The organism is Planosporangium flavigriseum (assembly GCF_011947225.1).
In the GTDB taxonomy this organism is placed as follows: domain Bacteria; phylum Actinomycetota; class Actinomycetes; order Mycobacteriales; family Micromonosporaceae; genus Planosporangium; species Planosporangium flavigriseum.
Genome location: NZ_JAATVW010000009.1, coordinates 21,395 through 33,448 on the forward strand (window position 1 = coordinate 21,395; position 12,054 = coordinate 33,448).

9 protein-coding genes are annotated in these 12,054 nt (G+C 74.9%); 1 reads left to right on the forward strand and 8 read right to left on the reverse strand.

From position 1 onward, the window contains the following. Window positions 1-156: 156 nt before the first annotated feature. Entirely contained in the window at window positions 157-1,191 is a 1,035-nt protein-coding gene (locus tag HC028_RS28470) for a GGDEF domain-containing protein (protein ID WP_168077515.1), read from the reverse strand. Window positions 1,192-1,396: 205 nt separating this feature from the next. Further along, window positions 1,397-2,323, reverse strand: coding sequence for a TIGR03620 family F420-dependent LLM class oxidoreductase (locus tag HC028_RS14400; protein WP_168077517.1), 927 nt, complete (start codon window positions 2,321-2,323; stop codon window positions 1,397-1,399). Between the two features lie 38 nt (window positions 2,324-2,361). Here HC028_RS14400 and HC028_RS14405 point away from each other — a divergent pair, with 38 nt between their 5' ends. Then, window positions 2,362-5,130 carry a DEAD/DEAH box helicase gene (locus HC028_RS14405; protein ID WP_168077519.1) on the forward strand — a complete coding sequence of 923 codons (2,769 nt, stop codon included), beginning with the start codon at window positions 2,362-2,364 and terminating at the stop codon, window positions 5,128-5,130. Here the strand turns inward: HC028_RS14405 and HC028_RS14410 are convergent. The 6 genes from HC028_RS14410 to HC028_RS14435 are packed head-to-tail and all read right to left on the reverse strand — an operon-like array spanning window position 5,099 to window position 11,875. Next, a complete protein-coding gene (locus HC028_RS14410; protein ID WP_168077521.1) occupies window positions 5,099-6,010 on the reverse strand; it encodes an NAD-dependent epimerase/dehydratase family protein in 912 nt (303 codons plus the stop codon). The genes HC028_RS14405 and HC028_RS14410 overlap by 32 nt on opposite strands. Further along, on the reverse strand, window positions 5,995-7,083 hold the full coding sequence (locus HC028_RS14415; RefSeq protein WP_168077523.1) for a cytochrome P450: 1,089 nt from the start codon (window positions 7,081-7,083) through the stop codon (window positions 5,995-5,997). The genes HC028_RS14410 and HC028_RS14415 overlap by 16 nt, the downstream gene beginning before the upstream one ends. Next, complete coding sequence (locus HC028_RS27585) at window positions 7,080-8,666, reverse strand: glycosyltransferase family 2 protein (RefSeq protein ID WP_239075422.1); 1,587 nt, start codon at window positions 8,664-8,666, stop codon at window positions 7,080-7,082. The genes HC028_RS14415 and HC028_RS27585 overlap by 4 nt, the downstream gene beginning before the upstream one ends. Beyond that, window positions 8,659-10,122, reverse strand: coding sequence for a class I adenylate-forming enzyme family protein (locus tag HC028_RS14425; protein ID WP_168077525.1), 1,464 nt, complete (start codon window positions 10,120-10,122; stop codon window positions 8,659-8,661). The genes HC028_RS27585 and HC028_RS14425 overlap by 8 nt, the downstream gene beginning before the upstream one ends. Beyond that, the gene (locus HC028_RS14430) at window positions 10,122-10,859 is read right to left on the reverse strand and encodes a glycosyltransferase family 2 protein (RefSeq protein ID WP_203981277.1); all 738 of its coding nucleotides are present in this window, start codon (window positions 10,857-10,859) and stop codon (window positions 10,122-10,124) included. The genes HC028_RS14425 and HC028_RS14430 overlap by 1 nt, the downstream gene beginning before the upstream one ends. Next, window positions 10,856-11,875, reverse strand: coding sequence for a 3-oxoacyl-ACP synthase III family protein (locus tag HC028_RS14435; protein ID WP_168077527.1), 1,020 nt, complete (start codon window positions 11,873-11,875; stop codon window positions 10,856-10,858). Before HC028_RS14435 ends, HC028_RS14430 begins: the two co-directional genes overlap by 4 nt. Window positions 11,876-12,054: the final 179 nt, after the last annotated feature.

Here is a 12,054-nt window from a genome sequence, read left to right on the forward strand (position 1 = left end):
GCTCCTGCGAATATTTTGAGCTGTTGACGCCCGCTTTTCCGGGCCGGCGATACCGCGTAAAGGGCACCTCATAAAGAATACGAAAGCGATTCATTGAAGTTGGCATTGCTGTCCGTCCATCGGCGGGGAGTGTGTGGATCCGGCCTCGCCCCCCGGCTACGGTGCGCCGAAGGGGTCGGAGCCGGTGGGCACCAGGCCCTGGCCGCGTCGTACCGGCGGGTCCACGGCGCGGTGGAGTGCCTGCTTCGCGCGGTAAAGGCGCCGGTCAGCGACCTGGATCAGGGCTTCGAGCGTAGCGCCGTCGCGCGGGGCGGTGGCCCAGCCGACGCTGACGCCGGTGGGTTCGCGGACCGCCGCGCCGATTCTGCCCGCGACCGACCGGGCGGTGGCCTCGTCGGCGTCGACCAGAACGACGACGAACTCGTCACCGCCCGTACGCGCGATCGCGTCCCCGGAGCGCAGTACCTCGCGAGCCATCGACACCGTCCGTCGCAGCAGCTCGTCGCCGGCGGCATGGCCGAGGCTGTCGTTGACCTGCTTGAATCGGTCGACGTCCAGGCAGACCACGGAGGGGCCAGGGCCGCCGCCGTTCCGGAACAGTCGGGTGGCGAGATCGGCCAGGCCGCGCCGGTTGAGCGCCCCGGTGAGCGGGTCCAGCTCGGCGAGAGCGCGCAGTTGGGCGCGTTGCCGCGCCACCAGCCGCGCCTGGGTGCCGCACACCGAGATCAGGACCAGCATTCCCGCGACGTAGATGAACAGATGGCCGGGGCGCGGCGGTGGTCCGGCCATGCCGACGACAAGAAACGCCCCGAGGCTGAGCGCCTCGAGCCCGATCATCGCGCGGAGGTGCGGAGTGTAGATGGCGAGGAACACGGAGGTGGTCACGAACCCCAGGGCGGCTGGTGAATCCGCGCCGCCGTCCCAGTACGCGCCGATGCCGGCCACGGCGAGCGAGACCAGGAAGATCGCAAACGAGATGCGGTACACCGACGCCTTCGTGGTCACCGTCTTCGCTGCCCACGCGCCGATCGCGCCAGCCGCCATCGCGCTGCCGTAGCCGACGAGCATGAAGCCGCGGTTCGGCTCGTGCATCGTGATGAGGCAGTAGGTGAACGCGACCCCGTGCGAGACGATGTAGAGCACGGCGCCGAGCAGCATCCTGCGGCGGCGCTCGGTCACCCGGTAGTCCACTGGGCCCACGTCGTCCTATCGGCACTCATGGCTGAGCCATAAGCAAAACCGATCGTTGGGACCGCGCTGGTGGTCCGTGCCGAGGCCGCTTACCTGGAACATCTCACCACTGCGACATTCAATAACGTTTCTTGAATTGCGGTCAATACCCGCACCTGGGCGCGGTGGGCGGGCGCTGTCCGGTCACTTTGCGGTCACTGTCCGGTCACTGTCCGGTCAGTGCGGGGGCCAGTATCCGTAGGTGTTCCAGCTGCTCGCCGGCGGTGTCCGTGACGGGCTGGACGCATACGTGGTCCGCGCCGGCATCGTGGTGGGCCCGGACCCGTTCGGCGATCGTCTCCGGAGTGCCCCACACGACGATCGCGTCGACGAGGGCGTCGCTGCCGCCGTCCGCGAAGTCCTCGTCGCTCCAGCCCAGCTCCCGCAGATTGTTCAGATAGTTCGGCAGGGCGAGGTAGAACGCCATGTACGCACGGGCGGCCCGGCGTGCCCGCGCGGCGTCGACGTCGAGGACGAGCGCCTGCTCGGGGGCGAGTACCGGATCGGGCCCGAGGACTGCGCGGGCGCGTGCGGTGTGCTCGGGCGGCACGAAGTAGGAGTGGGCGCCGTGGGTGCGCTCCGCGGACAGCTCCAGCATCCGGCCGCGCAGGGCCGCGAGCATCCTCGGTGGCGCTTCCGGTAGCGGCGCGTGGTACTCAACCCGGTCCATCGCGTCCAGGTAGGCGCGCATCCTCGACAGCGGGCCGCCGTACTCCTCACCTCGCGGCTGCACGAGAGGCCGGTGACTCACCCCCAGGCCCAGCAGGAACCGGCCGCCGGACGCCTCCGCCAGAGTGTTCGCTCCGTTCGCGGCGGCGGTGGCGTCGCGGGCCCAGATGTTGGCGATACCGGTCGCGACCACCAGCCGGCGCGACCCCGAAAGGAGGATGGCCGAGTGGGTCAGCGCCTCCTTGGTCCACGGCGCCTCACCCAGCCACACCGCCCCGTAGCCGAGGTCCTCCAACTCTGCGGCGGCCGACCGCTCGAAGGACGCCGACTCGTCGCTCAGCGCGAAGCTCCACACGCCCACCCGGCCGATGCGCTGCTTGAGGGCGGCGGTGTCGACACGGCGGGGCTGCTCCTGCTGGGCCATGCCGGAGCCACTACCCGAATCCGGCAGAATCAGGCGTCATGCACCCGCGCCGGATCTTGGCCGCGCTCGCCGACTTGGCCCCGGCCGGCGGGGAGCGCGTGCTCGACGTGTCAAAGGGCGGCCAGCCGATCCTGTGGCTACGCGACCCGGCGCGTGCACCGCGCAACCGTACGGTGGACCGGCTGGCGGCCCTCGACGAGCTGCACCGCGACGAGCGGATCCTGCGCCGGGGCTGGGCGTGGGTGGTCGGCGGTGCGGAGGTCGACGGCGTCCGGCGCAAGGTACGCCTGCCGCTGCTCGCCGAGCCGGTCCGGCTCGAACGCGGCCTGCGCGGGTACCGCGTCGTGCCGGCCGGGGACCTGGAACTGACCTCGCTCGTCACCGACCGCGAGGCGGCCGCGGCGCTGGAAACGGCGCCGGGGCTGGGCGGCCCGGAGTGGCTGCGGGCGGCCGGGGCGGCCGACTGGATACACACCGCCGCCGCGGCGGCGGGGGTGGCGCCCGAGCGGGTCGCAGCGGTCGACGGGGCGATGCCCCGGATTTCCGACGAAGAGCTGGTCGGCTACGCCGTCGCGGCGCTGTTCGTCGTGCGCGACGTCTCCTCGACCGGGCTCCGGGACACCCTGCTGACGTGGGCCGGCCGGGACGGCCTGGAGGAGACGGCGCTCGCCCGGGTGTACGGCGAGTCAGCTGGAGTTGACCGGCCGGACCCGGAGGAGACCGTGCTCTCGCCGCTGCCGCTGAGCCGGCCGCAGCGGGAGGTGGTGCGCCGAGTACGGCACGAGCCCGTGGTCGCGGTGTCCGGACCGCCCGGTAACGGAAAGAGCCACGCGGTGGTGGCCGCGGCGCTCGACACCGTCGACCGAGGCGGATCGGTGCTGGTGGCCACCCAGTCCCGGCACGCCGCCGAGGTCCTTGGTGACCTGCTGCGCCGTTACCCGGGAGCGGTACCCGTCCTGTTCGGCGACGCCGAGCGGCGCGAGGCGATCGCGGCGGAGTTGGCGCAGGGCGCGGCTGCCGGGGTCGACGACCGCCGGACCGGCGCCGACCGCGCGGCGGTTGCGGACGCCGAGGCAAGGGTGGCGGCCATGACGAGCGGGATCGCGGCCGCGCTCACCGTCGAGCAGCGCGCGGCGCAGGTGCCGGCGTGGGAGCCGCTGATGGCCGGACTGCGGGTGGACGCGCCGCGCGGTTTCGAGCCCGGATTCGACGTCGAGGCAGCCCGTGACCTGTTGCTTCGGGCCACCCCGGCCACCGACGACGGCCGGTGGCGGCGATGGCGGCGCAAGACGGCGCTGCGGCGGTTGCGCCGGGCCACCGGCTCGGGTGAGCAGGTGAGGCTGGACCGGGTATCGGCGGCGCTCAGTGCGGCGGAGGCCACGGTGGCAGCCGCCCGGCTGGCCGCGACCGGCGGGACCGACCTTGGCCCGTCCTGGGATGCGCTGGCCGACGCGGATGCCGCCCTGGCCGAGGCGGTCGGTGTCGCGATGCGTAACCGGGCTCGCAGCGCCCGCCGCTGGTCACCGGATGCGCGCCGGGCAGTGACGGCGCTCGCGACGGCCCTGCGCGCCGGGCGCAACCGACGCCGGGCGGCCCTCGCCGGCCTGGACGGCGCGGCGCTCGTACGCGCCCTGCCGCTGTGGGTCGGCACCGTCACCGACGTCGAGGACCTGCTGCCTCCCGTACCCGGGATGTTCGATCTCGTGATCCTCGACGAGGCGGCGCACATCGACCAGATCCGCGCGGCGCCGGTCCTCGCCCGCGCCAGGTCGGCCCTCGTGGTCGGCGACCCGCGGCAGTTGCGGTTCGTGTCGTTCGTCGCCGACGTGGACGTCGCGGTGACCCTCGCCCGGCACGGTCTGGACGGGTATGGCGACCGCCTGGACGTACGGCGGGCGAGCGCGTACGACGTGGCCGTGGGTGCGACGCCGGTGACGTACCTCGAGGAGCACTACCGCTCGATCCCGCACCTCATCGAGTTCTCCGCGAGCAGGTTCTATCGCGACCGCATCGCGCTGATGACCAGGCATCCGCGCAACGACCGCGCCGATGCCATCGACGTCGTCCCCGTCGACTCCGGCGCGGTGGACGGCGGAGTCAACCGGGCCGAGGTGGATGCCGTCGTGGCCGTGGTGAAAGACCTGGCGGAGCGCAAGGCCACCGGCATCGGTGTGATCACTCCGTTCCGCGACCAGGCCGACGCGCTCGAGTCGGCGTTGCTCGCGGCGTTCCCCGTCGAGGACATCGAACGGCTCCGCCTGCGTACCGGTACGGTCCACGCGTTCCAGGGCAGCGAGGCCGACACGGTCGTGGTGTCGCTGGGCCTGGTGGACGGGGATTCCCCGGCGCGGCAACGGTTCGCCAGCGACCCGCACCTGTTCAACGTCATGGTGACGCGCGCCCGTGAGCGGCTGGTCGTCGTCACCTCGCTGACCCGGGGCGGCGGCATCATCGGCGACTACCTCGCGTACGGATCGGTGCCGCTGCCCGCGGTCGAACCCGCCGGGGCGGACGGGAACGACTGGACCGCGCGGCTGGCCGCGGAGTTGCGGGCCGCCGGCCTCGCCGTGCGGGTCGGTTACCCGGTCGGGCGGTGGAGCGTCGACCTGTGCGTCGGCGAGGGTGACGACGCGGTCGGGCTCATCTGCGGGGTGCACCCCGAGGGCCTCCCCGCCCACCTGGAGCGCCAACGCGCGCTGCGGCGCATGGGCTGGGCCCTGCGCGACGCGTTCGCCAGCCGCTGGTCGAACGATCCGGTGCGAGCGGCTCTGGAACTCACGTACGACCTGCGCGGAGCCACGCCGTGAACCCGTCGAGGTCGTGCCGGGGCCGCCAGCCGAGGGCGGTGGCCCGGCCGGTGTCGAGGACCATGCCGTGGGCGAGCTGGTCGACCGCGTACCGGGTCAGGGCCGGCGGCGTCCGTCGCACCCGGCCGGCGAGCCGGGCCGCCGACGCCGCGGCGTAGGCCAACCCCGCGGGTACGTGTACCAGCCGGGCCGGCGTACCCAGCGCGTCCAGTACCCGCCCGACCGCGTCGTCGCGCCGGTAGGCTGTCGCGTCCGCGATGTTGTACGCGCCGGGCGGCCAGTCCAGCGCGGCCAGGCAGGCGTCGGCGAGGTTCGCCACGGCGGTCAGGCTGAGCGTGGTGTCCGGGCCGGGCAGCAGCGCCACACCGGCGCGTACCGCCCGGCGCAGCCGGGGCAGCAGGTGCGGGTCGCCGGGGCCGTAGACGGCCCGGGGCCGAAGGGACACCGCCCCGGCAGCCAGGGCTCGGGCCTCGCCCTCGGCCTTGGTCCGGCCGTACGCGGTGCGCTGGCCGCCGACCGGGTGCTCCTCGGTGAGCGGCTTGGAGTGCCGGCCCGGCGCGTACACGCTCGCGCTGCTGACGTACACCACCGGCCGCCCGGCGGCCGCCGCCATCAGCCGCGCCGTACCGTCCACGTTGACCCGTCGGAAGGTGGCCTCGGTCGCGGCTCCGGGCGGTGGGTCACCCACCGCGGCGGCCAGATGCACGACGGCGTCCACGCCGGTCAGGTCGGGAGCGTCCCGCGCGGCGTCCCACGGCACGTGGCGACCGACCGGGCCCGGTCGGCGGCCCAGGCACACCACCTCGAAGCCGGCTGCCGCAGCGGCCCGGGCGACCGCGGCGCCGCAGAAGCCGCTCGCACCGGTCACCGCGAGGCGCACGCCGTCACCTCCAGGCTCGCCCAGCCGGGCAGCGCGGCCCGGCGATCGACGCGGGCCCGCCGCACGACCGGCCGGTGCGGTGCGAACGCGGCGAGGACGTCGACGAGCTGGGCGCGGGCCAGCCGGGCGCCGGGGCAGGCGTGCGGCCCCGCGCCGAAGACCAGCTGAGCGGTGGCGGCCGGCGCAGCCGCGACGGCGTCGGGGTCACGGTCGTGGGCGCGGGCGGCGTGCCGGGCCACCAGGATGAGCCGGTCGCCCGCCCGCACCGGCCGGCCGGCGAGGGTCCCGTCGGCCGCCGCGACCCGGGGCAGCAGCGGCGTCGGGGCGAGCACCCGGAACAGCTCGTCGGCCAGCGCCGGGCGCGTCGCCGGGTCGGCGGCCTGCGGCCATAAACCGTCATCAGCGCACCAGGCGACGGCTCGGGGAACGGCGGCGACGATCGTGTTCACCGCCGCCACCGCGAGCATCGCGGCACGCACGTCGCCGACCAGCGCGACCAGGTCCGTGGCGGCCGTGTGGGCGGTCCGCCGGTGGCGGGGGGCCAGCGGGCCGGGCAGGTGGGCGCGGGCTCCGGCGGCGGCCGCGACCCGGGCGGCGACGGCGAGGTCGCGCGGCGTGAGGTCGCGCGCTGCGAGGTCGACGCCCAGCAGCGCGGCGGTGACCGTGCCGGACAGTTCGAGGGCCACGTCCACGACGTCGACCCGCCGGCCGGTGGCGAGGTCCGCCAGCCGGCGGTCCAGCACCGCCCGCCCCAGCGGCCGCAGCCGCTCCACGCCGGGCGCGCTCAGCTCGTCCGCGAGCGCGCGCCGCGCTCCGCGGTGGTCGTCGCCGGCCTGGTCGAACAGCACCCCGGCGCCGCCGCTGACCTCGCGGGCGATGCCGCCGGTGGTGCCGGTCGCCGTACGGTCCAGCGGCAGCCGGGTCAGCGCCTCCCGGTACGCGTCGGTGCCGTGCACGAGCACGGTCCGTCCAATCCGGAGGGCCGCGGCCCGCCGGGTGAGGCTCAGCAACGCGAAGAGCGCCGGATGGCTACGGGTGTAGACGGCCCGGTCACGTCGTCGGGCCGGCGTCACGTGGTCGCCTCCCGGATGTGTACCGCGGCCTCGTCGGCGGGGCGGTAGCGGCGGTCCCAGTACCACAACAGGGTCCGGCGCGGTCCCCAGGCGCGTAGCCGGCGCAGGCTGTTGTAGACCACGAGCCGCTCGTCGCGCGCGATCCGGTCGCTGTGCCGGCGGGCCCGGTTGAGTAGCTCCACGTCCTCGGAGCCGGCGTGCAGGGGGGTGCCGCTGGCGCCGCCACAGCGCAGGTACAGGTCGGCGGTGATGGCCAGGTTGTGGCCGTGGCACAGCACGTACGGCGTGCGGTACTCCGGACAGCGGTGCGCGCGTCGGAACCGGCCGTACCAGGCTGCCATCCGGACGGCGGCCGGGAAGAGGTACCGCTCGGCGAGGTTCGGTTGCTCGTCGCGGCGCGGGACGCTGCGCCCGCACGCCAGCTCCGCGCCGCCGGCCAGGACCGCCTTCGCGCGGGCCGTCCAGTCGGGCGCGGGCAGGCAGTCGGCGTCGGTACGGGCCAGCAGGACCGCGCCGTGCGCGATCGCGTACCGGAACCCGGTGTCGGCGGCGGCCCCCGGGCCGCGCTCCGTCTCGGCGAGCACGGTCACCGGGAACGGTGCGGTGATGGCGAAGCGGCGGACCACCTCGGCGGTGCCGTCGGTGGAGGCGTTGTCGACGACCACGAGCGAGAAGTCGAGGTCGGTCTGGCCGGCGAGCGCGTCGAGGGTCGCGCCGATGCCCGCCTCTTCGTTGTACGCGGGGACGACCACCCACAGTGGACCAATCGCCGCCGCCGGCTCCGTCCGCGTGTGCGCCGCGTCGGCGGTGGAGGCCCACGCGACCGCCCGCAGCACGATCCGGCAGGCCATGTTGCACCACACCAGCACCCCCACCACCGCGCCGGCCGACCGGTACAGCGTGGCGTGCAGCGCCCCGGCCGCGGCGAAGTACGGTCCGGCCGCGAGGGTCAGCAGGTGCAGGGCGACCGCGGCGGCGGCCGCGGCGCGCAGGGCGGCTGGCCACCGCGGGCGGCCTTCCCCGCGCCACGAGCAGCGCACCATCGCCGTGGCCAGCAGTACGGCCAGCACCGGAAGGCTGAGCAGGACTCCCCACCGGCTGCCGCCGGCGGCGAGCGCGGTGACCACGGTCGCGGCGGCCATCGCGGCGAGCAGACCCACGCCCAGCAGCGCGTCCCGGGCGGCGTCGCGGATCGGGTTGCCGCTGCCGGCCGGCTGGCCGCACATCGCCCGTACGCCGGTGCGCAGCGCCCGGATCAACCGCAGCGATCCCCACAGCAGGGCTGCGACGAGAACGAGCCGTAGGGCGATCGGCCCCGGCTGGATGCTGTCGACGGCGGCCGTGACGTGGTGCGGCAGGACGACGCCGGCTGCGCGGTGCAGCGCCGCCGCGACGGTACGGCTGCTCACGCCGAGCCCGCCGAGCACCACCGTGGCCAGCGCGACGAATGGCGCCGAGCTGATCAGCAACGCGTACGTCAGCGAGCCGGCGAGCGCGTCCCCGAAGGCCTCGGTGTAGCGGCGGTGTGCCGCCATGATCCGGGTCCGTGCCCGCGCCTGGGCGCGTCGAACCGGCTCAGCCACGGCCGTCCCCGGCCGCCGTCAGCCGTGCCGCGAGCGCCGAGGCGGCAGCCCGGTCCGGCTTGCGGGAGCGGCCGGCCACGGGCACCGGGGCGAACACCACCGCGTCCGGCCGGGCCGCGCCCATCCGGGCCAGCGGCGCGGCGAGCGCGGCCCGGAGCGCGCGTTCGTCGGCGCCCGGCTGCGGCTCCACCACGGCGACGAGCTTCTCGTCGCCGTCGCCGGCCGGCACCCCCACCAGCAGGGCCAGGTTGACGCCGGGCACGTGCAGCGCCGGCTCGTACAGGCCTGGGTAGATGTTCTCGGCGCGGCGCAGGATCATGTCCTTGCACCGGCCACCGAGCACGATCCGCCCGTGCGCGTCGAGGTGGGCGACGTCGCCGGTGGCCACGTTGCGCAGCGGTTCCTCGCCGAGGTAGCGGTGCGCCGCGGACGGTCCGGAGAGCAGCAGTTGCCCGGTGTCGTCCACCGAGGCGGAGACGCCGGGCAGCGGCGCGCCGATCAGGTCGCCGTCGCCGTCGAAGGCGGCCTTCTCCGCCGCCTCCACAGCCGCGGCGGGGAACAGCTCGGTCAGCGCGTACACGCCGTAGGCGGCGGTCGCGCCGGCCGCCCGTGCGCGGTCGAGAAGCGCCGCGCTGACCGGAGCGGAGCCACTGTAGACGGAGCCGGTGAAGCGGGCACCGGCGTCGAGGGCGGCGCGTAGCTGCGGCGGGGTCAGGTAGGTGTGCTGCGGCCGCAGCCGGCCCAGTTGCGCGGCGAGCTTGCGGGATGAGCGGGCCGGCTGCGCCACCGTCGCTCCGCTGGCGAGCGCGGGTACGAGCACGAAGAAGGTCCCGCCCAGCACGACGTCGTCCGGGCGCGGCCCGACCAGACGTGCGACCGCGGCCATCCCGGCGCTCACGCTCGCGCGGGTGTGCACGACCGCCCGGGGTCGGCTGGTGGTGCCGGAGGTGAACACGATGACCGCGTCACCGTCCATATCGGATCGGTCGGGCGCGGCGCCGCCCGCGCGGGACTCCAGAGCCGGCGCGCAGCCGGGCAGCCGGCGGCCCACCGTCACGACGGGGCCGAGCCGGTCGAGCGATGGCAGCGCCAGGCCGGCCCGCCCGGCGAGCCGCTGCGCCCAGCCCGCCACCGCTTGGGCCGCCGCGTCGGCGACCACGAGTGCGGGCTGGGCGAGCGCCAGCCGGGCGGTGAGCACGTCCGGGCCGGCCGACGGATCGAGGACGGCCACGCGCAGCCCCAGCCGGTACGCCGCGAGCATGATGGCGAGCGCCCGCGGGCCGGGCCGGACCGCCACGCCGAGGGTGTCGCCCGCGGTGAGCCCGCGGTGGTGCAGCGCGCCGGCGTACATCGTGGCCAGGTCGGCCAGGTCGCCCCGGCGGATGCCCCGGCGGCCGAGCACCGCCGGCCGGTCCGGGTGACTACGGCGCAGCGCCGTCTCCAGTCCGCCGAGCATCAGCGGGGATCCGGGGTCAGGTCGCCGCTGCCGCGGTCGAGGTACCAGCGGGCGGTACGCACGACCCCGTACGCCCGCAGCCGGCGGGTGGAGTTCTCCACCACCATGTCCCTGCTGCGCGCGATCGACGCCGTGGTGCGCCGGACCCGGTTGAGGAACGTACGGTCGGTGGGGGAGGGGCGGCGGGGCATCCCACCGCAGCGCTGGTACAGCTCGGCGGTGATCGCCATGTTGTTGCCCGCGTGCATGCGGTAGGGCGCCAGGTACTCGCCGCGGTGCGCCGGGCGCAGCCAGCCGAACGCGGTGGCGACGGCGACCGCCACGGCGAACCCGGCCCGGGCGAGCGGGCCGTTCTCGTCGCGGCGGGCGGTGATCCGGCCGCACACCATGCCCGCGCCGCCGGTCAGGGCCGCCCGGGCGGCCGCCACCCACTCCGGGCGTGGCAGGCAGTCCGCGTCGGTACGGGCCAGCAGTGCGGCGCCGGACTCGATGGCGTACCGGAATCCGGTGTCCACCGCGCAGCCCACACCCTTGTCCAGCTCCGTCAGCAGCGTCACCGGAATCGGCGCGGTCGCGGCGAACTCCCGTACCACGTCCGCCGTCGCGTCCACCGAAGCGTTGTCGACGACGAGCAGCGTGAAGTCCACATCGGACTGGGCGGCGAGCGCGTCCAGGGTGGCCCGAATGCGCCGCGCCTCGTTGTACGCGGGCACGATGACCCACAGCGGTCCGCTCACGAGCGTTCCCACGCGATCGTCATTACGCTGATCCCGCCGCCGAGCCCGATGAAGAGCACCCGGTCACCGGCGGCGAGGGTCGGCCACACCCGGTCGAGCTGCACGCCGAGGGTGGCGCTGGCCATGTTGCCGTGGTCGGCGACGGTGACCTCCAGCAGGTCCCGGGGCACGCCGGTGACCTCGACGAACCGGTCCAGGTACGGCAGCGTCACCTGGTGGACCAGGACCCGGGCGTAGTCGGCCCAGTCCAGGCCGGTGCGGTAGCGCACCCGGTCCAGGATCGAGGTGCCGAGCTTCTCGAAGACGCCGCGCAGTTCCCGACCGTCGCCGGTGAAGTACGTGTACTCGTCCCCGCGCGGGTGCCGCGACCCACCGCCGGGGATCCCGCCCACGGTCCAGTGCGCGGAGTCGGTGTCGGTGTCCACGTCGAGGACCCCACCCCGGTCGACCGCCTCGACCACCACCGCCGCGCCGGCGTCGCCGAACGTGAACCCGGCGAACGCCTCGCGGGCCTGGCTCAACGAGTCCAGCCGGGTACGCATGGCGCGGGTCGGCGTCTCGCCGGTGACGACCAGCGCCCGCCTGGCCCGGCCGGCCAGGATGAGCGCGCGTGCGGTGTCGATGCCGTTGAGGAAGCTGTTGCACGCGTTGGTCAGGTCCAGCGCGTGCGCCCGCGAGCCGAGTTCGGCCTGCACGATGTGGGCCGTCGCCGGCTCCACCAGGTCCCGGCTGGCCGAGGCGAACAGCAGCAGATCCACGTCGAGCGGGTCGACGTCCGCGGCGGCGAGGGCGCGCCGCGCGGCGTGTGCGGCCAGGGTCGAGGCGTACTCGTCGGGCCCGGCCACGTGGCGCTGGTCGATGCCGCTCACCGTCTCGAAGAGCCGCTCCGGCATCCGCAGCCCGCTCGCCCGCTCGAGGTCGCGCTGCAGTTCGGCGGTGGTGAGCGTCCGCTCCGGGAGGTACGACCCGGTGGCGGTGATGCCCACGCGGGTGGGTGGCTGTGCGCTGTTGGTCATACCTTCGACTTCCGGGCGGCGGGTGGTGCTACCGGAGCCTATTGGGGCCGGCACCGACCCCTGAGCCGACGTCATCCGCCGTTCGTACCGCTGTCATGATCCGTTCGGCTACCGATCTTCTCCGGTATAGCGAACATCCAGCTCAGGTGCTGTATCAAGGTGTGCGCCGTCGATATTCA

Coding starts and splice junctions, on each gene's coding strand:
- HC028_RS14435 (WP_168077527.1), bottom strand. CDS start 11,875: ATGACCAACAGCGCACAGCCACCCACCCGCGTGGGCATCACCGCCACC.
- HC028_RS14405 (WP_168077519.1), top strand. CDS start 2,362: ATGCACCCGCGCCGGATCTTGGCCGCGCTCGCCGACTTGGCCCCGGCC.
- HC028_RS14400 (WP_168077517.1), bottom strand. CDS start 2,323: ATGGCCCAGCAGGAGCAGCCCCGCCGTGTCGACACCGCCGCCCTCAAG.
- HC028_RS14425 (WP_168077525.1), bottom strand. CDS start 10,122: ATGCTCGGCGGACTGGAGACGGCGCTGCGCCGTAGTCACCCGGACCGG.